Origin of the sequence: Janthinobacterium paucivorans (assembly GCF_051380805.1) — a bacterium.
Classification (GTDB): domain Bacteria; phylum Pseudomonadota; class Gammaproteobacteria; order Burkholderiales; family Burkholderiaceae_D; genus Janthinobacterium; species Janthinobacterium lividum_D.
The window spans coordinates 1-24047 of sequence record NZ_JBNYXR010000025.1 but is presented as its reverse complement, the minus strand read 5'-3'; the positions used below and the strand labels follow the sequence as shown (position 1 = coordinate 24047).

Below are 24047 nucleotides of genomic sequence, written 5' to 3'. Positions count from 1 at the left end.
GGCCAAATATTATTGAGGCTCAATTCTCTTGAAGAGTGCTATGTCACGTTCCTTGCCACCCCTCGCCGCCCTGCACGCCTTCGAGGCGGCCGCCCGCCATGAAGGCTTCCAGCGCGCGGGCGAAGAATTGCACGTCTCGGCCGGCGCCATCGGCCATCACGTGAAACAACTCGAAGCTTGGCTAGGCGTGGTGCTGTTCCAGCGCCTGCCGCGCGGCGTGGTGCTCACCAGCGCCGGCCAGCGCTATGCGGCGTCACTGGGCCCCATCCTCAAGCAACTGGCCGATGTATCGGAGCAAGCGCGGCGCCAGGGCGATGACAAGGTGGTGACGGTGACGGCCACCAGCTCGCTCGTCTCGCGCTGGCTGATGCCGCGCCTGGGCCGGCTGCGCGACCGCTATCCGCAAATCGAACTGCGCGTGCTGGCGTCGATGCATCCGGTCGACCTGGCCCGCGACGGCGTCGACGTCGCCATCCGCCTGGGACCGGGTCGCTATCCGGGCCTGAAGGTCGATTTACTCATGGAAGAATGGTTTTCCGCCGTCTGTAGCCCAGGCTTTCGCGCCAACGCCACCGGCCTGCGCCAGAGCGCAGACCTGCTGCGCTACCCGCTGCTGCACGATGAGCCGGAAGTACACCTGCCCGGCGAAATCGACTGGACGCGCTGGCTGCACAGCTGCGGCGTGCATTACAGCGGCAATAGCGGCAACAGCGGCGCGCGCTTTTCGCACACGTATTTATGCCTGGACGCGGCCGCCAGCGGCCAGGGCGTGGCCATTGCCGCCAGCCCCCTGATCGGCGACGACCTGCGCTCGGGCCGCCTGGTGCGCGTGTTCGAACACGCCGTGCGTGGCCCCCACTGCTACTATTTGCTGCGCTCGCCGCAGGCGGAAACACGCCCGCTCGTGCATGCCTTCTGCGAATGGCTGATCGCCGAGGCACGCGCCGACCAGGAAACCGTCTGGCCCAGCGTGCAGACAGCATGACACACAGGGAACTGGGGCGCAGCGCCACATATCGCGTCCAGCATGAATATGAACAAGCCACGGTGACGGCGGACGATGACAGGCAAGCCAGCCTGGGCGAATTCTATGGTGACCCGGCCGTGGCCTTGATCGATGCCGATGAACAGTGGTGCGCCGTGGCGGGCGAGGGATTGGTGCTGTGCCGGCTGGGCCAGCCGTTCGAACAGTGCTCGGACTATTTCCGCCAGCCTGGCGAAGTGCGCTGGACCACGGCTTTACGGCAAACGGGAGCGTTTGCGCTGAAGTGGCAAAATGAAGATGGCGCTTGGCGCAGCCTTGCCTTTGAGGCGGCGGATGTGTCGGCTTACGCGCCAAAGCGCCAAGCCGACAACACCATTACAGTTTAATAAAGTGTTCGCGGTAGTATTTCAGCTCTTCGATCGATTCCAGGATATCGGCCAGCGCCGTGTGCTTCTGGTGCTTCTTGAAACCGGTGGCGATTTCCGGCTTCCAGCGCTTGCACAGCTCTTTAAATGTCGATACATCAACATTGCGATAATGGAAGAACGCTTCCAGCTTCGGCATGCCGCGCACCATGAAGCGGCGGTCCTGGCCGATGGTGTTGCCGCACATGGGCGACTTGCCTGCTGGCACGTATTTTTTCAGGAAGGCGATCAATTCCGCTTCCGCCTGCGCCTCCGTCACGGTCGACGCCTTGACCTTGTCGATCAGGCCCGAGCGGCCATGCGTGCCCTTGTTCCAGGCATCCATCTTGTTCAGGGTTTCATCCGATTGATGGATGACGAACACGGGACCTTCGGCCAGCAGGTTCAAGTGCATGTCCGTCACCACCACCGCCACTTCGATGATGCGGTCGGTATCGGGCTCCAGGCCCGTCATTTCCATGTCGACCCAGACCAGGTTCATCTCGTTTGGACGTGCCGGCACCGCCGGTGCTGGGGTGGATGCAGAGGTGGGGGCAGTTAAGTCGGTCGCTTGTGACATAATTCTCTCTTGGTCTAATCAAACTAAATAATCAGCCATTTTCTCACAGGCACAGAATGTATTCACTCGCGTTTTCGATTTTGTTTGTCTCCGTCCTCGTTTTGACCCTGGCCGTGCGCTTCTGGCTCGCTTCGCGGCAGATTCGCCACGTGCTGGCCCACCGCGCCGCGGTGCCGCCCGAATTCGCGCAAAAGATCCCGCTGGCCGCGCATCAGAAGGCGGCCGACTACACGGTGGCGAAGACCAAGTTCGGCTTACTGACCCTGCTGGTCAACTACGCCGTGCTGATCGGTTTCACCTTGCTGGGCGGCTTGCAGTGGCTGGCGCTGTCATTGAATGCGTGGATGGGAGCGGGTTCGCCCATGCTGTACCAGATCGGCCTGATCGCCGCCTTTGCCGGCATTTCCGGCTTGATCGACCTGCCTTTCGATTACTACCGCCAATTCGTGCTGGAACAACGTTTCGGCTTCAACACCATGGCACGCAAGCTGTTCTTCACCGACATGCTCAAGGGCGTGGGCCTGGGCGCGGCCATCGGCCTGCCGCTGATCTGGGTCGTGCTGACCCTGATGGCCAGGTCGGGCGACCTGTGGTGGCTGTACGCGTGGTTCGTCTGGAGCGGCTTCCAGTTGCTGATGATGGTGCTGTTTCCGACCGTCATCGCTCCCCTGTTCAACAAATTCACGCCGCTGGCCGACGAATCCTTGAAAAGCCGCATCGAAGGCTTGATGCAGCGCGTGGGTTTCGCCTCGAAAGGCTTGTTCGTGATGGACGGCTCGAAGCGCAGCGCCCACGGCAATGCGTATTTCTCGGGCTTTGGCGCCAACAAGCGCATCGTCTTCTTCGACACCCTGCTGTCGCGCCTGGCGCCGCAGGAAATCGAAGCCGTGCTGGCGCATGAGCTCGGGCATTTCAAGCTCAAGCACATCGTCAAGCGCATCGCCATGATGTTCGTCATCTCGCTGGGCTTTTTGGCGCTGCTGGGCTTGCTGAAGACGCAGCCGTGGTTTTACGCGGGCCTGGGCATCGATCCCGTCGCCCTCGCACTGACGGGCCAGCCGACGGACGCGCTGGCGCTGCTGCTGTTCATGCTGGCCTTGCCCGTCTTCACTTTCCTGCTGGGACCGTTGACCTCGCTCAGCTCGCGCAAGCATGAATTCGAAGCCGACGCCTTTGCCGCCAAGCACACGCAAGCCGACGACCTGGTTACAGCGCTGGTAAAAATGTATGAAGACAATGCGTCGACCCTGACGCCCGACCCACTGCACTCGGCCTTCTACGACTCGCATCCGCCGGCCAGCGTGCGCATCCGCCACCTGAAAGGGGCTACCACATGAATACGCCAATGACTACGCAAGACCTGGCTCAACTGTCGTGCGCACCGCGCCAACAAGCGCTGGGCGACACCGACAGCGCCACCCTGCTTGCACTGCTGCCCCAATGGACGCTGCAAAATGGCAAGCTGTGCCGCGACTTCGGCTTCAAGAATTACTACCAGACCCTGGCGTTCATGAACGCCCTCGCTTATATGATCCATACGCAAGACCACCATCCGGAGCTCATCATTACTTACAAAACCTGCGCCGTGCGCTTCGATACGCACTCGGTCAACCAGGGCGCCGGCGGCCTGTCCGAAAACGACTTCATCTGCGCCGCCAAGGCCGATCTGATCTACCAGAGCAGCCAGGTGGCTCCATGAGTGAAGGCAAGTTGACGGGCGTCATCATCGCCGCCCACGGCCGCCATTACCTGGCCGACGTGGACGGCGCCAAGATGCAATGCGTGACGCGCGGCAAAAAGACCAATGTGGCAGTGGGCGATATCGTCCACCTGACGCGCACCTCCAACGACCAGGCCGTCATCGACCGCATCGAGGAACGCAAGACGCTGCTGTACCGCTCGGACCAGTACAAATCGAAGCTGCTGGCCGCCAATTTGACGCAGCTGTTTATCGTCGTGGCGACAGAACCGGGCTTTGCCGACGATCTGATTTCGCGCTCGCTGGTAGCGGCCGACGCGGCCGGCATCGAGGCGCGCATCATCCTCAATAAAACAGACGTGACCGCTTCTCTGGAGCGCGCCCGCGAACGCCTGCTGCCGTATTCCTCGATGGGCTATCGCGTCGATGAAGTGTCGGCGCGCGCCGAACCGGAACATGCCGTGGCCACCCTGGCACCGCTGCTCGCTGGCCAGTCGTCGATCCTGATCGGCCAGTCGGGCATGGGCAAGTCGTCGCTGATCAACCTGCTGGTGCCGGACGCCGACATCGCCGTGCGCGAAATCTCGGCCGCGCTCGATACGGGCAAGCACACGACGACCTTTACGCGCCTGTACAAGCTCGACGTACTGGGCGCGAACAGCTCCATCATCGATTCTCCCGGCTTCCAGGAATTCGGCCTGTACCACTTGTCCGAGGGTATGCTCGAGCGCGCCTTCCGCGAATTCCAGCCCTACTTGGGTAGCTGCAAGTTCTACAACTGCCGCCACCTGATCGAGCCGCAGTGCGCCATCCTGCAAGCATTATCTGACGGCAAGATCGCCAAGATGCGCCACACCCTGTATGGCCAACTGCTGCACGAATCGGCGCAGACGCTGTATTGATCTGTTCTGTTGCTGCGCCAGCAAGTGGGTGCCAGCAAGTGGGTGCCAGCGAGTGGGTGGCTATCGGCTACTTCACGCCCGGTAAGAAATCACCGGAAGCGCGGCTGGAGAGTGTAGAAAATACTCTCCATGCGGCTCAACAAACATCCGGATGCAGCTTACAATGCGATCCAATAAGGTGTCACTGGCCGTGGGCCAACACCATCGACTTGCGGGAGATTTCGAATGGAAATGTTCGCACTCGAACATGAGATTGCAGAGTGGGAAGACACCCTGCGGCCGCTACGCGCTGTAGAGCGCCTGCCTTTGCTGATGCTGCTGGCCTGGCATTTACGCCAGCGCAACTGTGCCCAGGCGCAACACTACGCGGCCGAAGCAGAAGGCTGGCTGCCGCTGGCAAAGCTGCCGGCACCGGCATTGGCCATCGCGCAGGCACGCCTGCAACTGGTGCGGGCGGAAGTGACATGGTTACAAGGTTCGCTCGATGCAGCCGCAAGCATGGCCCTGGCGGCGCGCGCCATCCTGTGCGCGCACGGCGACGCCGCCGGCTGCGCCGACGCCCACTGGCTGCTATCTTCAATTGCCGTCGACCGCGGCGACCATGCGCTCTGCGATGCCGAGCTTCTGGCCGCGGCGCAGCAAGCGCGCAGCGCTGGCGATGCGATGCGCGCCAACCTGGCCGACGCGGCCATGGCGCGCTGGGCTGTCTTGCGCGATGCGCCGGCCGCCCAGGCGCGCTGGGGCAAACACTTCCAGGCCGACAGCGCCAGCGGCAAGCTGCCAGCGCCGCTGGCCACCTGGGTGCATGACTTCCGCGGCTTGCTGGCGCACGCGTCGCGCGACCTGGGGACGGCCGCCGGCCACTACATGCAAAGCTATGAAGCGGCGCTGGAAAGCGGCCAACTGCGTGACGCCATCACGGCCGCCATCAATATCGGCGACTGCTTCGCCAGCCTCAACGACAATGCATCGGCCCTCGAATGGATGCAATGCGCGCAGGACATGGCGCACCCCACCGGCTGGCCGCGCAGCATCGGCGCCTGCCAGACGCATACGGCCGAAGCCATGCGCAAACTGGGACGCCTGGCCACAGCCGAAGGCTTGTTGCGCGAAGCACTACACACGCTGGCCCCCCTGGCGGGCGCGCGCACGTATGCCAACGCGCTGTTCCACTTGGGCGAGCTGAGCCTGGACAAAGGCGACTACGACACGGCGCTCGACGCTTTCATGCGCCTGGCGCAGCGCGCCGAAGCACTGGGACAAGCCGATTTTCGCAGCATGGCCCAGCGCGGCAGCGCCCACGCGCTCTCCTATCTGGACCGCCCGGACGAGGCACTGCAGGCGGCACAGCGGGCGCGCCAGCTGGCCACCGAGCAGGGCGACGCCATGCACCAGGTGGCAGCGCTGCGCGTCTTGTCCATGCTGCATGCACGCCACGAGCTGCCAGCGCCAGCAGGCATGCTGGAATACAATCCGGCCCTGCACTACCTGCATCAGGCGCTGCAGGTAGCGGCCGGCATCGACGGCTATTCACCACCCGCTGAACTGCTCGATGCGCTGGCGCGCGAATATGCGCATGCGGGCGACTATGCGCGCGCCTACGATATCGCCCTCGATGCGGGCGAGGCGCGCGAAAAAAGCCACACGCAGCAGGCCAGCAACCGTGCCGCCGCCATGCAGGTCTACCGCCAGACCGAACATGCGCGTTCGGAAGGCTATCATCACCGCGAACTAGCCGCCTCCGAAGCACGCCGTACCGAAGTATTGCAACAGACCAGCGACACGCTGGAGCGGCTGTCGGCCATCGGCCAGGAAATCACCACCCACCTCGATGCCAGCGCCGTATTCCAGGTACTCGATCGCCACGTGCATGCCTTGCTGCCAGTAAACACCTTCGCCGTCTATATGCTCGATGCAGAGGGCATAGCGTTACGCCGCGCGCACGGCATGGAAGCAGGCCAGCGCCTACCCGACAATGCCATTCCCATGAGCAATCCACGCGCCTACTCCGTGCGCTGCCTGCTGGGACGGTGCGAAGTATATATCGACCAGGTGCCGCCCAAGCGTCACGCCTACACCGTCCCGGGCACCCTGCACAACCAGAGCGTGCTGTACGTGCCCTTGATGGTGGGCGAGCGCATCCTGGGCGTCATGACGGTGCAGGCTTGCCATGCGCATGCGTATGGCGAACGCGAGCGGCTGATCTTCCGCACCCTGTGCGCGTATGGCGCCATCGCGCTCGACAATGCCAGCGCCTACCGGCAGCTGCAAGATGCCCAGGCGCAATTAGTGTCACAGGAAAAACTCGCCGCCCTGGGTTCCTTGATGGCGGGCGTGGCGCATGAACTCAATACCCCCATCGGCAACAGTTTATTGATCGCCAGCACCATGCAGCAAAAGACGCAAGACGTGGAGCGCCTGATGAACGGTCCCGGCCTGCGCCGCTCAGACCTGGCCGCCTACATCGACGATGCCGGCAAGGCGTCGGCGCTGGTGATGCGCGGCCTGCACAGCGCTGCCGACCTGGTCAATAGCTTCAAGCAGGTAGCGGTCGACCGCACCACAGAACAGCGGCGCCAGTTTGACTTGCAACAAGTGAGCAATGAAATCATCGCCACCGTCATGAACCGCATCCGCAGCTCGGGCCACCGTATCGAGACGGACATCGATTTCGGCATCGCCATGGACAGCTATCCGGGTCCGTTGGGCCAAGTGATCACCAATCTGATCAACAACGCCCTGCTGCACGCCTTCGCCCCGGCACCCAACGATGGCGCCGGCAGCACCGGCTGCATGCGCCTGTCGGCCACGCGCGATGGCGCACACGTGCAGATCGTCTTCGCCGACAATGGCGGCGGTATCGCCGAACAGCATTTGTCGCGCATCTTCGACCCCTTCTTTACTACCAAGCTGGGCCAGGGTGGCAGCGGCCTGGGTTTGTCGATCAGCTACAACATCGTCACGGCCCTGCTGGGCGGTACCATCGAGGTGGCCAGCAGCCCCGCCGGCACGCGCTTTACGCTGGACCTGCCCCTGCTGGCGCCGCAGATCAATGCGGCCACCCCGGCCAACATCTATTGACAGGGCGATACCCTGGCTGGACGCAAGCACTTGTCTACACAGGTACCCGTCCTGTCAGTCTTTCCAATCTAAAAGCAAAACCCTTATAATTGAACGGCTGAAGTCCCTGTCATTGCATTATTTACAACTTGGCAAACCGCATCGACCCGCGCGATAAACAGGCACGGGCACCGATCAACACAGCAGCGCGCCGGGCGAGGCAGTCATCAGACGAGATGTAGTACGCTGATGCAACCCGGCGGGAAAGGCACGCCGCCGGCGGCCTGCGCATCTTCAAGTGGTCATTATGTCGACAAAAAAACCGATCAAGCATTACCTCCAGTTCTCCGATTTCACATTAGAAGAGTACGAATATGTGATCGAACGCGCCCATCTGATCAAGCGCAAGTTCAAGAATTATGAAATCTACCATCCACTGATCGACCGCACCCTGGTGATGGTCTTTGAAAAGAACTCCACCCGCACGCGTCTGTCGTTCGAAGCCGGCATGCACCAGCTGGGCGGCGCCGCCATTTATCTGAACACGCGCGACTCCCAGCTGGGCCGCGGCGAGCCGGTGGAAGACGCGGGCCAGGTCATGTCGCGCATGTGCGACATCATCATGGTGCGCACGTTTGGCCAGGAGATCATCGAGCGTTTCGCCGCCAACTCGCGCGTGCCGGTGATCAATGGCCTGACCAATGAACACCATCCGTGCCAGGTGTTTGCCGACATCTTCACCTACATCGAACACCGCGGCTCGATCGCCGGCAAGATCGTCGCCTGGATCGGCGATGCCAATAACATGCTGTACTCGTGGCTGCAGGCGGCCGAAGTGTTCGGCTTCCACGTCAACGTGTCGACGCCAAAAGGCTACGACATCGACCTGTCGCAGGTCAAAACCGAGCGCTACAGCTTCTTCGCCAACCCGCTTGATGCCTGCGAGGGCGCGCACCTGGTCAACACGGACGTGTGGACCAGCATGGGCTACGAAGCGGAAAACGCGGCCCGCATCGCCGCTTTCGATGGCTGGATCGTCGATGGCGCGAAGATGGCCCGCGCCGCGCCCGACGCCCTGTTCATGCACTGCCTGCCTGCTCACCGCGGCGAGGAAGTGGCCGCCGAAGTGATCGACGGCCCGCAATCGGTGGTGTGGGAAGAGGCAGAAAACCGCCTGCACGTGCAAAAAGCGCTGATCGAGTACCTGTTACTGGGTAAAATCAGCTAATTGGCCAGGTGCTTATACTCTGGCAGCATCGCAATACCTACATCGACAACGACAACTGGAAGCAATATGAGCGACATTAAAAAAGTAGTCCTGGCCTATTCCGGCGGACTCGACACCTCCGTCATCCTGAAATGGCTGCAAGATAACTACCAATGTGAAATCGTCACCTTCACGGCCGACCTGGGCCAGGGCGAAGAACTGGAACCGGCGCGCGCCAAGGCCATCAAATTCGGCATCAAGCCGGAAAACATCCATATCGAAGACGTGCGTGAAGAATTCGTGCGCGATTTCGTCTTCCCGATGTTCCGCGCCAACACCGTGTATGAAGGCGAATACCTGCTCGGCACCTCGATCGCCCGTCCTTTGATCGCCAAGCGTCTGATCGAAATCGCCAACGCCACCGGCGCCGACGCCATCTCGCACGGCGCGACCGGCAAGGGCAATGACCAGGTGCGTTTCGAACTGGGTGCCTACGCCCTGAAGCCAGGCGTGAAAATCATCGCTCCATGGCGCGAGTGGGATCTGCTGTCGCGTGAAAAACTGCTGAAATACGCGCAAGACGCCGGCATCGACATCGACATGAAGCACAAGAACGGCGGCGCGCCGTACTCGATGGACGCCAACTTGCTGCACATCAGCTTTGAAGGCCGCCACCTGGAAAACCCTAGCGCCGAAGCGGAAGAAACCATGTGGCGCTGGACCGTCAGCCCTGAAAATGCGCCGGACGAAGCCGAGTATCTGGACATCGAATACGAAAAAGGCGATATCGTCGCCATCAACGGCGTGCGCATGTCGCCCGCCACCGTGCTGGCCGAACTGAATAAAGTTGGCGGCAAGCATGGTGTGGGACGCCTGGACCTGGTGGAAAACCGCTACGTCGGCATGAAATCGCGCGGCTGCTATGAAACCCCGGGCGGCACCATCATGCTGAAAGCCCACCGCGCCATCGAATCGATCACCCTGGACCGCGAAGTGGCCCACCTGAAAGATGACCTGATGCCGCGCTACGCGTCGATGATCTACAACGGCTACTGGTGGGCGCCCGAGCGCGTCGCCCTGCAAACCCTGATCGACCACACGCAGGAAACCGTGAACGGCTGGGTACGCATCAAGTTGTACAAGGGCAATGTCATCGTCGTCTCGCGCGATTCGAAGACGGACTCGCTGTTCGACATGAACATCGCCACCTTCGACGAAGACGGCGGCGCCTACAACCAGGCCGACGCTGGCGGCTTCATCAAACTGAACGCCTTGCGCATGCGCATCGCGGCCATCGCCCGCGAAAAGCGCGGCCAGAAGTAAATAGTTGCCGGGAGGCACCACCTCCCGCGCCATTCCAAGCCGCCCACGGGCGGCTTTTTACATTTACACCGCAATCGACGACGATTTACCGGGCTGCATGCCCCCGGTATCGCCCCCAGCATGGCAAAATACTACCGTGCAATTTAGAGCACCTGACATCGGCTATGCTTCTGTCCGGCGCTCTTCATCGAAAACTTCCCGCTTCCGGAGCCACCATGTTCAAAGACCTGAGTATCAAGAATAAACTATACCTGGGCTTCGGCTCCATCGTGGCCATCGTCCTGATCCTGCTGGCCGTTGCCTACAACAGCTTTTCGCGCCTGTCGCAAGCCAGTGCCTTGGATCGCCACACGATGGAAGTGCTGGTCGAGATCGACAAGATTCAAAATACCATCCTGCAAATCCAGGTACAAGTACGCGGTTTCATCCTGACCGGGAACGAAACCTCGCTGACGCCGGAAACCGATGAAACGATATTGTTGAACAAGCATACGCAAAAAGCCATCAGCATGACGCTCGAGAACACGCAACAGTCGGAGCGCTTCCGCAAGATCGACCAGCTGACCAACGTCTGGGTCAAGGAATGGATCGTACCGCTGATCGAAAAGCGCCGCGCGCTGGGCGATGCGCCGGGCGCCACGGAAACGGTGGCGCGCACCATGTCGCCGACCGGTTTCCCGGCCGTTGCACAAACCAAAAAGCTGCTCGACGAAGTCGCTGCCGAGGAAAGCCGCTTGCTGGTCGAACGCACAGCCAACACGGCAAAATTGCAGGAAAACATGGTGCTGACCCTGGCCCTGGGTAGCTTGCTGTGCGTGCTGCTGGCACTGGGCATTTCCTACCTGCTGGTGCGTTCCATCCTCAACCCGCTGGACAACCTGACGCAGGCCGTCGGACGCATCGCCGGTGGCGAGCAAAGCGCGCGCGCCACCATCGTCTCACGCGACGAGCTGGGCAAGGTGACGGAGGAATTCAACCGCATGGCGCAAACCATCGAGGACAACCAAGCCAACGAACTGGCCGCGACCAACAGCTTGCGCGCCAAGGTCGATTCCTTGCTGGACGTGGTGTCGAAGGCAGCCTCTGGCGACTTGACGGGCAAGGTCAGCATCACAGGCAGCGACGCCATCGGCCAACTGGGCAACGGCCTGGCGAAGATGTTCGAAAACCTGCGTAGTCTGCTCAACAATGTACAAAAAGCCGGCATCCAGGTGACGACGTCCGCCACGGAAATCGCCGCCTCGGCGCGCCAGCAAGAAGCCACGGGCATTGAGCAAGCGCAAACCAGCGTGGAAATTCTCAGCACCACCAAGGAAATATCGGCCAATACGAGCCAGTTGCTGAAAACCATGGAAGACGCCACCGCCGTGGCCGACTACACGACGAATGCCACTGCCGAGGCGCAAAACAACCTCAAACGCATGGATGCCACCATGCAGCACATGGTCTCGGCCACCGATTCCATCAATGCCAAGCTGGCCGCCCTGTCGGAAAAGGCCAGCAACATCAATAGCGTCCTCATTACCATCACAAAAGTGGCCGACCAGACCAATATCCTGTCGCTGAACGCCGCCATTGAGGCGGAAAAAGCGGGCGAGGCAGGCCGTGGTTTTTCCGTAGTGGCAACGGAAATTCGTCGCCTGGCCGACCAGACCTCCGTCTCCACCTGGGATATCGAGCAAATGCTCAAGGAAATGCAGTCGGCCGTATCGGCCAGTGTGATGGGCATGGATAAGTTCTCTGAGGAAATTCGCCGCAGCGTGGGCGAGGTGCGGCAAGTGGCCGAGCAGTTGTCGTCCGTGATGGACCAGGTGCAAAAACTCACGCCGCAATTCGATGTCGTGCTGCAAGGCATGCAGTCGCAAGCGATAGGCGCGTCACAAATCTCCGACACCATGATGCAGCTCAACGATGCGACCCAGCAGACGGTAGAATCCTTGAAAGCCACCAGCGAAGCGGTGCATCAGCTGCAATATGCGGCAGGTGACCTGCAATCGTGCGTCTCTAGCTTCGCCGTCAACATCTGATCCCATGAAAGTACTGCTCTTTCACATCGGACGCGACCGCTATGGCCTGCCCCTGGCTGGCATCGTGCGCGTCTTGCCGCTGCTGGAACTGAAGCAGTTGCCGCTTACGCCCCCTTATGTAGCCGGCCTGATGGACTTGCACGGCGTGCCGGTACCCGTGATCGACCTGTCGCGCCTGGCCGGGCTGCCGGCCGCCGCCGCGCAGTTTGACACGCGCATCGTCATTGTCGATTACCGCGCACCGAGCGGCGCGACACATGCGCTAGGACTACTGGCATCGCAGGTGCGCGGCATCGCCGACATCGAATCGCAACAACTTACAGACAGCGGCGTAACGACTGCGCCGTTCCTGGGTCAGGTGGCCAGCGATGCCAACGGCATCGTGCAACTGGTCGAACTGGAACACCTGCTGCCACCCGACGTGCGTGCGCTGCTGTTCCAAGACGCGAGTGCGGCATGACGGCACAAGCACTGCTGCGCCGCGCGACCGGCCTCTCCATTTCCAAGCCTGTCGCCGAACGAGCCGTCAGCCAACGCATGGAGCAGACCGGCTTTAGCGATCGCACAGTCTACCTGCAGACGCTCACGCCATCCGAAATGACGCAACTGATCGAACTGGTCGTGGTACCCGAATCGTGGTTGTTCCGCGATCCGCAGGCGTTTTACGCCACCGTCGAACTGGTGCAGGAACGCTGGGCGCGCGGGCGCGCCACGCGCATCCTGTCGATTCCGTGCGCGGGCGGTGAGGAACCGTATTCGATGGCCATGGCGCTGCGCGACGGCGGCATGCCAAAACAGGCGTTCAGCATCGATGCCTATGACCTGAGCCCGCGCTGCATCGAGCGGGCGCAGGCAGGCGTCTATGGGCGCAACGCCTTCCGTACGCAGGACGTGGCCTTCCGCGAACGCTATTTCACGCACGTGACCGACGACGCCTACCGCATCGTCGACGCCCTGCGCGAACAGATCAGCTTTAGGCAGGGCAATTTGCTGCAGTTCGATACCGCCAGCTACAGCGGCCACTACGACGTCATCTTTTGCCGCAACCTGCTGATTTACTTCGACAAGCCGACCACGCGCGCGGCCATCGACAAGCTGTCCGCCCTGCTGGCCGACGATGGCATGCTGTTAGCTGGCTATGCGGAAGTGCCGTCGTTTTGCCAGAACGGCTTTACGCCACTGCAATACCGCCAAGCCTTTGCCCTGAAGAAGGAAACGGCGGCACCGGCTGCCACCGTGCAAGTGCTGCCGCTGGCGAGTGCGCCTACTCTGCGCAGCGTGCTGCCGGCAGCAAAGCGCGCGGCCGTGCTTGCACCGCCCAGCGCGCCTGCGGCGCCGCGCACGCGCCCCGTGTCCGTGCTCGCTCCCTCGACGGCACCAGCAGCAGCGACGCCAGCCGATTTGCTGGCCGAAGCGCGCTTGCTGGCGGACCGTGGCCAACTGCGCGAGGCAGGTGAAAAATGCCACGCCCACCTGGCACGCGCACCCGAGGCCGCGGAAGCGTATTTCATGCTGGGCATAATCAGTGAACTGGCCGGCAAGATGGACCTGGCCGACGACTACTGGCGCCGCTGCATCTACCTGCAGCCGGACCACTACGAAGCGCTGTGCCACCTGGCCCTGCTGGCCGAACGCAATGGCAATCACACTGCCGCCACGACTCTGAAGGCGCGCGCGGCGCGCATCTACCAGCGCCGCCAGGCGTCCAACTAAGGGGCACGCATGACCAAGCGCATCGCCACCGATTCCCCCGCCACCATCGACGACTGCTGGAACCATATCGGCGTAGTCGGCGACCAGAGCTGTCCCAAGCTGCCAGCCTACGTGCATTGCCGCAACTGCGACGTGTATGCGGGCGCCGCCCAACGCAACCTGCAGCGGCCCGTGGACGAACACTACCAGCGCGACTGGGCCAGCCACTTCCGCCAGATTGACGCGGGCGGCGCAGTGTGCGACAGCTCGGCACTGGTATTTCGCATCGGGCGCGAATGGCTGGCGCTACCTACACAGGTGTTCGACTCCGTAGCGCCGCAAGCCACGCCGCACGCACTACCGCACCGCAGTGGTTTCGGCCTGTCCGGCATCGTCAATATCGGCGGCACGCTGTATCCGTGCATGTCGCTGGCACAACTGCTGGGTATCGACGAACAGGGCGCGCCACCGGCCAAGGGGCGCCACACCTTTGCGCGCCTGCTGCTGATGCGCTGGGAAGAGCAAGCCTACGCCCTGCCCGTAGCCGACCTGCACGGCATCGTGCGCTATGCATCGGGCAGCCTGCAAACACCTGCAGCCACCATCAACAAGGGCCTGTCGCGCTTTCTTTTGGGCGTCATCACCGAGGGCGACCTGCGTATCGGCTGCTTGGACACGGCGCTGATCGGCTTTCAACTTGCGAGACTATTACGATGAGCCAGGACCAGCACGGCGACCTGAGTGCCTTTTCCATGCTGGACCTGTTCCGTATGGAGGCCGACAGCCAGACCCAGATTCTCACCGATGGTTTGCTGGCCATGGAGCGCCATGCGGGCGACGCGGCCGCCGTCGAATCGATGATGCGCGCGGCGCACTCGATCAAGGGTGCCGCCGCCATCGTCGGCCTGCAAGTGGTCGTGCAACTGGCACATGGCATGGAAGACAGCTTTGTGGCCGCCCAGCATGGCCGTCTGAAGCTCACGCCAGAACGGGTTGACGTGCTACTGTCCGGCGTCGACCTGATCGTGCAGTTGTCACGCCTGGACGATGCGAGCGCCGAAGCGTGGCTGGCAAGCAACGCGGCGCAGATCGACCAGACCCTGAAGGCCATCGCCGGCATCGCCGAGCTGCCCGAACTGCCGGCCCTGCCCTCGCCCATGCTGGCGCCAACGCCGGCAGCAAGGCGCTTGCCGCCTGAAACGGCTGAGCCGCAAGCGCAGGTGGCCGGCGACTTCGCGGGCGAAGAAATGGAGTCGACGACCGCACCCGCGCTGCGGGCCAGCACGCCAGCCAAGGCCCCGGCGCAGAATTTCGACAAATTGCTGTCGCTGGCCAGCGAATCGCGTATCAATGCGCACCAGATGCACCCGTTTGTCGGTGCCCTGCAGCGCTTCAAGCGCAACCAGAGCAGCCTGTTTTGCGCCATCGAGCAGCTGCACGAGGCCATAGCCCGATGCGGCGACCCGACCCTGATGGAAAAATCACTGCTGGCACTGCACAAGACACAGCCTCTGAAGCAGTTCATGCTGGAGCACATCGCCGACATCGAAGCCTATGAGCGGCGCCTGCTGGCCGTCTCGCAAGGCATGGTCGAGGAAGTGCTGGCCCTGCGCATGCGTCCTTTCCGCGACGGCATCCACGCGTTTCCCCGCATGGTGCGCGACCTGGCGCGCAGCCTGGGCAAGGAAGTGCAACTGGAAATCGACGGCGAAGATACCCTGGTCGACCGCGACATCCTGGCGAAGATCGAAAGCCCGCTGAACCACATGCTCAGGAATGCCATCGACCATGGCATGGAAGGCCCATACGAGCGCATCGAGGCCGGCAAGGCAGCGCTGGGCACGGTCCGCTTGGAGGCGCGCCACCGCGCCGGCATGCTCAGCATCGAGATCAGCGACGACGGACGCGGCGTCGACCTGGAAAAAATTCGCCAGTGCGTCATCGCGCGCAAGATGGCCAGTCCCGCCATGGCTGGCGCACTATCGCCGGGCGAGTTGCTGGAATTTCTGTTCTTGCCTGCCTTCAGCCTGAAAGCGACGGCCAACGAGCTATCCGGGCGCGGCGTAGGCCTCGATATCGTACACGAGACGATACGCCAGCAAAACGGCACGGTGCGCCTGGAATCAGAACCCGGTCGGGGATTCCGCGCCCTGATTACCCTGCCGCTGACGCAATCGATCGTGCGCGCGCTGGTGATCGACGTGCAGGGCGAAGCCTACGCCATCCCCATCGTCAAGGTGGAAAGCGTGGTGCGCCTGCCGCAAGCGGCCATCCATACGCTGGAAAACAAGCAGTTCTTTGAACTCAAGGGCGAGCATCTGGGTCTGGTGTCGGCGGCGCAGGTGCTGGAACTGGGCACAGCGCCCAGCAGCGCCGACGATTTGGCTGTCGTGGTGATCGGGCGCGGCAAGCAAAGCTATGCGCTGGTGGTTGACGCCATCCGCGGCGAACAAAGCCTGGCGGTGCAGGCCATCGACCCGATTTTTGGCAAGATGCGCGATATCTCCGCCGCCGCCCTGCTCGATAATGGCGAACCGGTGCTGATCCTCGATGTACCCGACCTGCTGCTATCGATCGACAAGCTGCTGCACGAGGGCGGCCTGCACCAGCTGGCGCAGGCGGGCCACGCGCAGCAGCGCCGCGCCAAGCGCATCCTGGTGGTCGACGATTCGCTGACGGTGCGCGAAATGGAGCGCAAGCTGCTGCTGGCGCGCGGCTTCGAAGTCGATGTGGCCATCGACGGTATCGACGGCTGGAACGTAGTGCGCAGCAGCGAGTACGACCTGGTGATCACCGATGTGGACATGCCGCGCATGGACGGCATCGAACTGGTCTCGCTGATCAAGAAGGATCTACACCTGCACAAGCTGCCGGTGATGATCGTCTCGTACAAGGACCGTCCGGAAGACCGCGCGCGCGGCCTGTCCGCTGGCGCCGACTATTATCTGACCAAAGGCAGCTTCCACGACGAGACCTTGCTCGACGCGGTGGCGGACCTGATAGGAGATGCCCGCATATGAGCTTTACTTCATGAAAATTGCCATTGCCAACGATGTCGCCATGGCCGCCGAAGCCCTGCGCCGGGTAGTAGCGAGCACGCAGGAACACCAGGTGCTGTGGATAGCGCGCACGGGACTCGAAGCGGTGCGCATGTGCGAGGGCAACCGCCCCGACCTGATCCTGATGGATCTGAACATGCCGGAGATGGATGGCGTCGAGGCGACGCGCCTGATCATGGAGCAAAACCCATGCGCCATCCTGGTCGTCACCGGGCGTCCGCAAGACAATGTCAACCAGGTCTTCCGTGCGTTAGGCGCCGGCGCGCTCGACGTGACTGCTACCCCAGTGCTGCAGGGACAAGTGGGCGGCGACAGCGAACTGCTGGCCAAGATCAAGACCATCGGCAAGCTGATACGCCACAGCACCGAAGTGCCGCCACTACGCCAGGTGCAAGCCAATGGCGAACGCGGCGACGGCCAAGCCACCACCCTGGTGGCCATAGGCGCCTCAACGGGCGGGCCGTCAGCGGTGGCCAAGGTGCTGTCCGGCTGGACGGCGCCGCCCGGCTGTGCCATCGTGGTGGTGCAACATATCGATGCAAGCTTCGCCTCGCATTTTGCGAAATGGCTGGACGATCAATTGGACATGCCGGTGCGCGTGATCGCCGAAGGCGACGAACTGGTAGCAGGCAGCGTGTTGGTCGCCAAGACCAATGATCACCTGCTGCTAGATCAAAATTATCGTTTGGGTTACGATGCAGCACCACGCGACTATGTTTACCGTCCGTCGGTCGATGTCTTCTTTCATTGCGTGGCCCAGCACTGGCGCGGCGACGCCATTGGCGTGTTGCTCACAGGCATGGGCCGCGATGGCGGCGACGGCTTGCTGGCGATGCGCCGCGCGGGCAAGACGACGATAGCGCAAGACCAGGCCAGCAGTGCCGTATATGGCATGCCGCGCGCGGCGGCAGAACTCGATGCGGCGCAGCACATCCTGCCGTTGGATAGAATAGGCGCCAACCTGCGCAGCCGCCTGGGTGCAAAACTCAACCATGGGTGGGAACCCTCCCCCAACATCTGAAAAGAATGTAATGCCAGAATTTTCCTCTAGTTTCGCCCTGCATGAGCCCGCATTGACAGAATTTAAGGTCAGCGTGCTGCTGGTGGACGACCAGTTGATCATTGCCGAAGCGATCCGGCGCATGCTGAGCGACCAGCAGGACATCGAATTTCATTACGTGACTGACGCCACGCAGGCGCTGGACATGGCGCTGCGCTTGCAACCGACTGTCATCTTGCAAGACCTGGTGCTGCCGGGCATCGACGGCTTCACGCTGATCCAACTGTACCGCGAAAACGCGGTGCTGGCGCATGTGCCGGTGATCGTACTGTCGGCCAAGGATGACCCGAAACTGAAGGCCCACAGCTTCACCGTCGGTGCCAATGATTATGTGGTGAAACTGCCGGATCGCCTGGAATTGCTGGCGCGCATACGCCACCATTCCAACGCGCACATCAGCCGCCTGCAGCGCGACCAGGCATTTCGTTTCCTGCGCGAGAGCCAAAAAAACCTGGCCGATGCAAATATTGAATTGCAGAAACTAGCCGCTCTCGATAGCTTAACGGGCATCGCCAACCGCCGCCGCTTCGATGAAACCTTGCAATTTGAATGGCAGCGTGGCCAGCGCGACAAGACAGCGCTCAGTCTGCTTTTTTGCGATATCGACGATTTCAAGAGCTACAACGATCACTTCGGCCACCTGGCGGGCGACCTTGGCCTGAAAAAAGTAGCCGCCGTGCTGACCGAACATTTAAAGCGCCCGGCCGACCTGGCGGCCCGCTATGGGGGCGATGAGTTCGCGCTGATCCTGCCCGAAACGGAGGCGGCAGGCGCTTTGCTGATCGCCGAAGCGTGCCGGCGTCACCTGGAGGGCTTGCGGATCGAGAATCCGGCGTCCCACCAGGGCATCGTCAGCATCTCAATCGGCGTGGCGACTATGATGCCTTCACCGAACTCGTCGGTCGAGCAACTGATCAACCACGCCGACCAGGCCCTGTACGCGGCCAAGCGCGGCGGACGCAACAGCGTGTTGAGCGCCGATGACGTCGAGGACTGATTTTTAACTGAAGGAAAGTGAAGCATGAGCACACAACTGGACAATGTCAGCGTCGTCACAAAGTCGAATATCTATTTTGACGGCAAGTGCGTCTCGCACAACGTCATCTTGGCCGATGGTACGAAGAAAAGCGTAGGCGTGATTTTCCCGTCATCGTTGCGCTTCAGCACGGGCGCACCAGAAACGATGGAAATCGTCGGCGGCCTGTGCAAGGTACGCCTAGCTGACGCCAGTGAATGGAACAGCTATGGCGCGGGTCAAGAATTCAAGGTGCCCGGCAATAGCTATTTTGATATCGAAACCGTCGAAACTGTCGACTATGTCTGCCACTTTGCTTAATTAGACAAACACAGGCTCAGGTGATAGGCGCACGCCATATTTCGCCTCTACATCATCCTGTATCGCTGCCGCCAGCCGGGTAATGTCCGCGCCACGAGCGCCACCATTATTCACCAAAACGAGTGCCTGCTTGGGATACACTCCCACAGGCCCAAGGTTTTTCCCCTTCCAGCCACACTGATCGATCAGCCAGCCGGCCGCCAGTTTTTCCGTGCCATCGGCTTGTGCATGGTGCACGAGCGTGGGGAAACGTTCCAACAAGGCAAGACATTGCTCTCTTGGCACAACAGGGTTCTTGAAAAAGCTGCCTGCATTGCCGATCACGGCCGGGTCGGGCAATTTACGCCGGCGTATCGCCATCACCGTTTCAGCCACTTGTTGCGGCGTCGGCTCGGCAAGATGGCGCTCGGCCAAGGCATTTGCCAGTTCAGCGTAGCGCAAATTCGGCTGCCACTGGGCTGGCAAGGCGAACGTCACTTCCAGCACGATCAGCTCGCGCCCGTCTGCCTGCTTGAAGATACTGTCGCGGTAGGCGAAGCGGCAAGCGTCGCGGTCCATGTCGAAGACTATGCCGCTGGCGCTATGCATGACGCTCACGCTATGCAGATAATCCTTGATTTCGAGACCATACGCGCCAATATTCTGGATAGGCGCCGCGCCCACGGTGCCGGGGATCAGCGACAAGTTTTCCAGTCCGCCCACGCCTTGCGCGAGGGTCCACTGCACGAAGTCGTGCCAGTTTTCACCGGCGGCGGCCGTGACGAGGATGGTCTCGAAATCCGCCTGTGCCAGGCGCATGCCGCGCGTGGCCATGTGCAGCACAGCGCCAGGAAAGTCGCCAGTCAGGACGATGTTGCTGCCGCCGCCCAGTATCAAACGGGGCATGGAAGAGAGCGAGCAATCTTGCAACGCCGCCTGCAATTGGGCTTGCGACGTGATGCGTATATAGGCGGCCGCGTTGGCCGTGATGCCGAAGGTGTTCAGGCGCTGGAGGGGGTAATTGTGTTCGATGGTGTACTCTGCAGACAAGGGATAGCGATTATTTTGCTCGATTATAGAATGAAACCGACAAAAAACCAGCGCAGGACAAGGGCAGGTCGTCCGTTGTCCGTTAAAATGTCGCATCTTTAACGAGGCTGTGCCATTTTGCAAAGAATGCGCGCGCCCGGCGCGCTACCAGCGCGTTCGCTCCAACACGAAAGGAACAGACCATGCCATCATTTGATGTAGTCTCCGAAGCCGATATGATCGAAGTCAAGAACGCAGTCGAGCAATCGAACAAGGAAATCACGACCCGCTTCGACTTCAAGGGCAGCGACGCACGCGTCGAACACAAGGAAAACGAATTGACCGCATTTGCCGATTCGGAATTCCAGCTCAGCCAGGTGCGCGACGTACTGACGAACAAATTGACAAAACGCAAGGTCGATGTGCGCTTCCTTGACGAAGGGGACATCAAGAAGATCGGCGGTGACAAGGTCAAGCAGATCATCAAGATCAAAAATGGCATCGAATCGGATGATGCCAAGAAAATCGTGCGTGTCATCAAGGATAGCAAGATGAAAGTACAAGCGAGCATTCAGGGCGAAGCAGTGCGCGTCACGGGCGCCAAGCGCGACGACCTGCAAGCGGCCATGACCATGCTGCGCAAGGACGTGCCCGACATGCCGCTCGAATTTAACAATTTCCGCGATTAATTTCGATGAGGCGCGCGATCCGGCATGCGCGTGCACCGGCATGGTCGCAAGCTGCCTCGGAGAGGTCTGCCCGCTTGGGGTAGAATTGACGCTGCGCACAGCTACATGTGTCCGCGCGCCTTAGCGGCAGCGGGCTTGACCGTGCATCTGGCTCAGTGATAACCATGGTAGTCTAAGGATAGCAATGAAACGTGTTGATGATTTCCGCCTGCGATTTGGCAAAAAAGAATATGTGCCCATCATGATAGGCGGAATGGGTGTGGATATTTCCACGTCGGAGCTGGCCCTGGAAGCGGCACGGCTGAACGGTATCGGGCATATCTCCGATGCCATGGTGGAAGATGTGTCGGATCGTCGCTTCGATACCACCTACGTCAAAGACAAGACGAAACTGTACAAGTTCAACATCAATAACAGCGACAAGGCCGTAGTGCAGTTCGACCTGGGCCGCCTGGCGGAAGCACAACGCCGGCATATCGGCAGCACCATGGAAGCAAAAAAAGGCGATGGCTTGATTTTCGTCAATTGCATGGAAAAACTGACCATGAACGGCCCCCGCGAAACCTTGCGCGTGCGCCTCAATGCGGCGCTGGACGCCGGCATCGACGGCATCACGCTGTCGGCCGGTTTGCACTTCGGCTCGTTTGCCTTGATGGCGGACAATCCGCGCTTCCGTGATGCCAAACTAGGCATCATCGTCTCGTCCGTACGCGCCCTGCAGATTTTCCTGCGCAAGAACGCCAAGCTGGACCGCCTGCCCGACTTCATCATCGTCGAGGGACCATTGGCTGGCGGGCACCTGGGTTTCGGCATGGACTGGGCAAATTACGACTTGCACACGATTACTGCGGAACTGCTGGCCTATCTGAAAGCAGAACAGCTCGATATCCCTCTGATCGCCGCTGGCGGCATCTTCACGGGCAGCGATGCCGTCTCTTTCCTGGAAGCAGGCGCAGCTGGCGTGCAAGTGGCAACACGTTTTACCGTCACCGAGGAATGCGGTCTGCCACCCAAGGTCAAGCAGGAATATTACAGAGCCTCGGAAGAAGACATCATCGTCAACAGCGTTTCACCGACCGGCTACCCAATGCGCATGCTCAAAGGCACGCCCGCCATCGGCGCCGGCATCCGTCCAGGCTGCGAATCGTATGGCTATTTGCTCGACGCGACAGGTAACTGTGCCTACATCAATTCCTACAACCGCGAAGTGGCGGCTCATCCCGAGCAAAAAACCGTCGTCGTGATGGACAAGACTTGCCTGTGCACGCACATGCGCAACTTCAACTGCTGGACCTGCGGCCACTACACGTATCGCCTGAAGGACACTACGCACAAGCTGGACAATGGCGAATATCAGATCCTGACGGCCGAACACGTCTTCAAGGACTATCAATTCAGCGTCGACAACCAGATCGCCCTGCCGGAAAAAGAAGTGCAGGCCTGAATCTTCTCAGCCTGAAATAAAAATGGCGCAGCTTGCGAAGGCTGCGCCATTTTTTATACCTGTCACATTGCCAGCAATGCCCGTTCGATCCGTTCGAACTTGGGCCGCTGCAGCACTTCCTCCTGCACGCAAGCCTCCTGCAAAGCCTGCAAGATGGGCAAAGGAGTCGTACAGTGCACGAGCAACTCGCCCAGCAGCACACCAAAGGCGCGCACCTCTATACCCTGCAGCAAGTGTCCTTGCGGCGAGTCGGGCGCAAACATGGACGCTGCGCCAAAGTCGCCCAGCAGACAGGTGCCACCATGCGCATGCAAGATATTGTGGCCATACAAATCGCCATGCACGATACCGCGCGCATGCAGCTGACACATGGCCGACGCGATGCCATGGGCAATTGCCAGCACTTGTGGCACATCAAAGCGCACGCCATCGGCATACACATCGCGCGTGCATGACGCCAGGCTCGGCGGTCCCGCCAGATTGCCGAAAGCAGCGTCGATGAGCGGCATGACGAGCCCGGATGCACCTTGTGGATGCGCATCAAGCGCTCCAATGATAGGAATCAGGCTAGCATGGGCACCGGCGCTGATACAGGCAGCCATTTCGCTGCGCGGCAAGCCGTCACTGGTCATCGCACCCTTGAACACTTTGACGGCGACATCAGTGCGCTCATCGAGCGTTGCGCGATAAATCACGCCTGAAGCACCCTCGCCCAGCTGCTGCCCTAATGCGAGACGCTGCCACGCCACGCCAGCTGCGCCGGCATCGGCCAGCGCCGCCAGTTCCCGACCTTCAGTCAAGGGATTGCCCGCATACGCGAGCCAGCTCAGGCGTGGCAAAGACAGCAGGCAGTCGGGAAGCGCAGTGTAGCGGTTAGCGGCGATACGCACCAGTTCGAGCTGGCGGCAGTTCGCCAGGGAAGCCGGCAAGCTGGTCAAGCAATTTCCCGCCAACATGAGTTTCTGCAATTCACGGCAATTGCCTAGCTCATCGGGCAACACTTCGATGGCATTGTCGGTCAGCGTCAGCCAACGTAGTCCCGCCGGCAATGCTGCAGCCGGCACCGTGCGTATGCGGTTCGCCTTGAAGCCGATCATGCTCAGTTTCTGGCAGGAACCGAGTATGGCAGGCAAGGTGATGAACAGATTATCCGAACAAAAAATGATGCGCAACTGGTGCAGGCGCGGCAAATCGTCGGGTAGGGAGGATAGCGCATTGCCGGATAAATCTAGGATTTCAAGGCTATCGGCCAGATCGAAGATCTCACGAGGAAAGTCGGTCAAGCCGCAGGACAGCTTCAAGCGGCGCACGCCGGCCAGTTCACCAGTGCGCAATTGTTCCAGTGTATGCAAAGTAGACAAAATATCCCTTTCAAAAACCCGCCAATATGACATGGCTAAAACCGGCAGACGAAAAAAAACCCCACCATTGCTGGTGGGGTTTTTCTCAAGGTGCAACAGCCGGGAGCTGTTGCACCAAATAACAAGCCTGACGATAACCTACTTTCACACTGGTTGCAGCACTATCATCGGCGCAAAGTTGTTTCACGGTCCTGTTCGGGATGGGAAGGGG

General features: G+C 60.9%; 21 protein-coding genes and 1 rRNA gene. 18 read left to right on the top strand and 4 right to left on the bottom strand.

Annotation, left to right across the window (positions count from 1 at the left end):
- Positions 1–40: 40 nt before the first annotated feature.
- Positions 41–985, top strand: a complete 945-nt coding sequence (gcvA, locus tag ACQ4V8_RS21295; protein ID WP_436572140.1) for a transcriptional regulator GcvA — start codon at positions 41–43, stop codon at positions 983–985.
- Positions 982–1371, top strand: a complete 390-nt coding sequence (locus tag ACQ4V8_RS21290) for a hypothetical protein (protein ID WP_436572139.1) — start codon at positions 982–984, stop codon at positions 1369–1371. Before gcvA ends, ACQ4V8_RS21290 begins: the two co-directional genes overlap by 4 nt.
- Here the strand turns inward: ACQ4V8_RS21290 and orn are convergent.
- Positions 1361–1969, bottom strand: a complete 609-nt coding sequence (gene orn / locus ACQ4V8_RS21285) for an oligoribonuclease (RefSeq protein WP_029496240.1) — start codon at positions 1967–1969, stop codon at positions 1361–1363. The genes ACQ4V8_RS21290 and orn overlap by 11 nt on opposite strands.
- A gap of 56 nt (positions 1970–2025) precedes the next feature.
- On the opposite strand from orn, the gene ACQ4V8_RS21280 reads away from it, so the two are divergent.
- From ACQ4V8_RS21280 to ppnP, 14 genes are all read left to right on the top strand, one after another.
- Complete coding sequence (locus ACQ4V8_RS21280; protein ID WP_010396069.1) at positions 2026–3306, top strand: M48 family metallopeptidase; 1281 nt, start codon at positions 2026–2028, stop codon at positions 3304–3306.
- Complete coding sequence (locus ACQ4V8_RS21275) at positions 3303–3668, top strand: 4a-hydroxytetrahydrobiopterin dehydratase (RefSeq protein ID WP_010396067.1); 366 nt, start codon at positions 3303–3305, stop codon at positions 3666–3668. Before ACQ4V8_RS21280 ends, ACQ4V8_RS21275 begins: the two co-directional genes overlap by 4 nt.
- Positions 3665–4570 carry a ribosome small subunit-dependent GTPase A gene (rsgA, locus tag ACQ4V8_RS21270; RefSeq protein WP_010396065.1) on the top strand — a complete coding sequence of 302 codons (906 nt, stop codon included), beginning with the start codon at positions 3665–3667 and terminating at the stop codon, positions 4568–4570. Before ACQ4V8_RS21275 ends, rsgA begins: the two co-directional genes overlap by 4 nt.
- Positions 4571–4795: 225 nt before the next feature.
- Positions 4796–7651 (top strand): ATP-binding protein, encoded by a 2856-nt coding sequence (locus ACQ4V8_RS21265; RefSeq protein WP_436572138.1) that lies wholly within the window; start codon positions 4796–4798, stop codon positions 7649–7651.
- A gap of 286 nt (positions 7652–7937) precedes the next feature.
- On the top strand, positions 7938–8858 hold the full coding sequence (gene argF, locus ACQ4V8_RS21260) for an ornithine carbamoyltransferase (RefSeq protein WP_070346529.1): 921 nt from the start codon (positions 7938–7940) through the stop codon (positions 8856–8858).
- A gap of 66 nt (positions 8859–8924) precedes the next feature.
- A complete protein-coding gene (locus ACQ4V8_RS21255; protein WP_010396059.1) occupies positions 8925–10160 on the top strand; it encodes an argininosuccinate synthase in 1236 nt (411 codons plus the stop codon).
- Positions 10161–10375: 215 nt separating this feature from the next.
- Positions 10376–12187: a HAMP domain-containing methyl-accepting chemotaxis protein gene (locus ACQ4V8_RS21250; RefSeq protein ID WP_436572137.1), complete on the top strand. Its 1812-nt coding sequence runs from the start codon at positions 10376–10378 to the stop codon at positions 12185–12187.
- A gap of 4 nt (positions 12188–12191) precedes the next feature.
- Entirely contained in the window at positions 12192–12647 is a 456-nt protein-coding gene (locus ACQ4V8_RS21245; RefSeq protein WP_010396054.1) for a chemotaxis protein CheW, read from the top strand.
- Positions 12644–13900: a CheR family methyltransferase gene (locus ACQ4V8_RS21240; RefSeq protein ID WP_010396051.1), complete on the top strand. Its 1257-nt coding sequence runs from the start codon at positions 12644–12646 to the stop codon at positions 13898–13900. The genes ACQ4V8_RS21245 and ACQ4V8_RS21240 overlap by 4 nt, the downstream gene beginning before the upstream one ends.
- A 9-nt stretch (positions 13901–13909) precedes the next feature.
- Positions 13910–14596: a chemotaxis protein CheW gene (locus ACQ4V8_RS21235; protein WP_010396048.1), complete on the top strand. Its 687-nt coding sequence runs from the start codon at positions 13910–13912 to the stop codon at positions 14594–14596.
- Positions 14593–16899, top strand: a complete 2307-nt coding sequence (locus ACQ4V8_RS21230) for a hybrid sensor histidine kinase/response regulator (protein WP_070345559.1) — start codon at positions 14593–14595, stop codon at positions 16897–16899. Before ACQ4V8_RS21235 ends, ACQ4V8_RS21230 begins: the two co-directional genes overlap by 4 nt.
- A 10-nt stretch (positions 16900–16909) precedes the next feature.
- Positions 16910–17959 (top strand): chemotaxis-specific protein-glutamate methyltransferase CheB, encoded by a 1050-nt coding sequence (gene cheB / locus ACQ4V8_RS21225; protein ID WP_043461159.1) that lies wholly within the window; start codon positions 16910–16912, stop codon positions 17957–17959.
- 10 nt (positions 17960–17969) lie between these two features.
- Complete coding sequence (locus tag ACQ4V8_RS21220) at positions 17970–18995, top strand: diguanylate cyclase (protein WP_010396039.1); 1026 nt, start codon at positions 17970–17972, stop codon at positions 18993–18995.
- A gap of 24 nt (positions 18996–19019) precedes the next feature.
- Positions 19020–19334 carry a pyrimidine/purine nucleoside phosphorylase gene (gene ppnP / locus ACQ4V8_RS21215; protein ID WP_436572136.1) on the top strand — a complete coding sequence of 105 codons (315 nt, stop codon included), beginning with the start codon at positions 19020–19022 and terminating at the stop codon, positions 19332–19334.
- Here ppnP and murB read toward each other — a convergent pair whose 3' ends face one another.
- Positions 19335–20363, bottom strand: coding sequence for a UDP-N-acetylmuramate dehydrogenase (gene murB, locus ACQ4V8_RS21210; protein WP_436572135.1), 1029 nt, complete (start codon positions 20361–20363; stop codon positions 19335–19337).
- A gap of 182 nt (positions 20364–20545) precedes the next feature.
- On the opposite strand from murB, the gene ACQ4V8_RS21205 reads away from it, so the two are divergent.
- Positions 20546–21031 (top strand): YajQ family cyclic di-GMP-binding protein, encoded by a 486-nt coding sequence (locus ACQ4V8_RS21205; protein WP_010396032.1) that lies wholly within the window; start codon positions 20546–20548, stop codon positions 21029–21031.
- Between the two features lie 184 nt (positions 21032–21215).
- Complete coding sequence (locus ACQ4V8_RS21200; RefSeq protein WP_010396030.1) at positions 21216–22475, top strand: nitronate monooxygenase; 1260 nt, start codon at positions 21216–21218, stop codon at positions 22473–22475.
- A 62-nt stretch (positions 22476–22537) separates the two neighbouring features.
- On the opposite strand, the gene ACQ4V8_RS21195 is transcribed toward ACQ4V8_RS21200, so the two are convergent.
- Positions 22538–23827, bottom strand: a complete 1290-nt coding sequence (locus ACQ4V8_RS21195; protein WP_436572145.1) for a leucine-rich repeat-containing protein kinase family protein — start codon at positions 23825–23827, stop codon at positions 22538–22540.
- A 134-nt stretch (positions 23828–23961) separates the two neighbouring features.
- Positions 23962–24047 (bottom strand): 5S ribosomal RNA (gene rrf / locus ACQ4V8_RS21190); the annotation flags it as partial.

Coding starts and splice junctions, on each gene's coding strand:
- ACQ4V8_RS21240 (WP_010396051.1), top strand. CDS start 12,644: ATGACGGCACAAGCACTGCTGCGCCGCGCGACCGGCCTCTCCATTTCC.
- ACQ4V8_RS21230 (WP_070345559.1), top strand. CDS start 14,593: ATGAGCCAGGACCAGCACGGCGACCTGAGTGCCTTTTCCATGCTGGAC.
- ppnP (WP_436572136.1), top strand. CDS start 19,020: ATGAGCACACAACTGGACAATGTCAGCGTCGTCACAAAGTCGAATATC.
- gcvA (WP_436572140.1), top strand. CDS start 41: ATGTCACGTTCCTTGCCACCCCTCGCCGCCCTGCACGCCTTCGAGGCG.
- argF (WP_070346529.1), top strand. CDS start 7,938: ATGTCGACAAAAAAACCGATCAAGCATTACCTCCAGTTCTCCGATTTC.
- cheB (WP_043461159.1), top strand. CDS start 16,910: ATGAAAATTGCCATTGCCAACGATGTCGCCATGGCCGCCGAAGCCCTG.
- ACQ4V8_RS21290 (WP_436572139.1), top strand. CDS start 982: ATGACACACAGGGAACTGGGGCGCAGCGCCACATATCGCGTCCAGCAT.
- ACQ4V8_RS21245 (WP_010396054.1), top strand. CDS start 12,192: ATGAAAGTACTGCTCTTTCACATCGGACGCGACCGCTATGGCCTGCCC.
- ACQ4V8_RS21275 (WP_010396067.1), top strand. CDS start 3,303: ATGAATACGCCAATGACTACGCAAGACCTGGCTCAACTGTCGTGCGCA.
- ACQ4V8_RS21250 (WP_436572137.1), top strand. CDS start 10,376: ATGTTCAAAGACCTGAGTATCAAGAATAAACTATACCTGGGCTTCGGC.
- ACQ4V8_RS21255 (WP_010396059.1), top strand. CDS start 8,925: ATGAGCGACATTAAAAAAGTAGTCCTGGCCTATTCCGGCGGACTCGAC.
- orn (WP_029496240.1), bottom strand. CDS start 1,969: ATGTCACAAGCGACCGACTTAACTGCCCCCACCTCTGCATCCACCCCA.
- ACQ4V8_RS21220 (WP_010396039.1), top strand. CDS start 17,970: ATGCCAGAATTTTCCTCTAGTTTCGCCCTGCATGAGCCCGCATTGACA.
- ACQ4V8_RS21200 (WP_010396030.1), top strand. CDS start 21,216: ATGAAACGTGTTGATGATTTCCGCCTGCGATTTGGCAAAAAAGAATAT.
- ACQ4V8_RS21205 (WP_010396032.1), top strand. CDS start 20,546: ATGCCATCATTTGATGTAGTCTCCGAAGCCGATATGATCGAAGTCAAG.
- rsgA (WP_010396065.1), top strand. CDS start 3,665: ATGAGTGAAGGCAAGTTGACGGGCGTCATCATCGCCGCCCACGGCCGC.
- ACQ4V8_RS21265 (WP_436572138.1), top strand. CDS start 4,796: ATGGAAATGTTCGCACTCGAACATGAGATTGCAGAGTGGGAAGACACC.
- ACQ4V8_RS21235 (WP_010396048.1), top strand. CDS start 13,910: ATGACCAAGCGCATCGCCACCGATTCCCCCGCCACCATCGACGACTGC.
- ACQ4V8_RS21280 (WP_010396069.1), top strand. CDS start 2,026: ATGTATTCACTCGCGTTTTCGATTTTGTTTGTCTCCGTCCTCGTTTTG.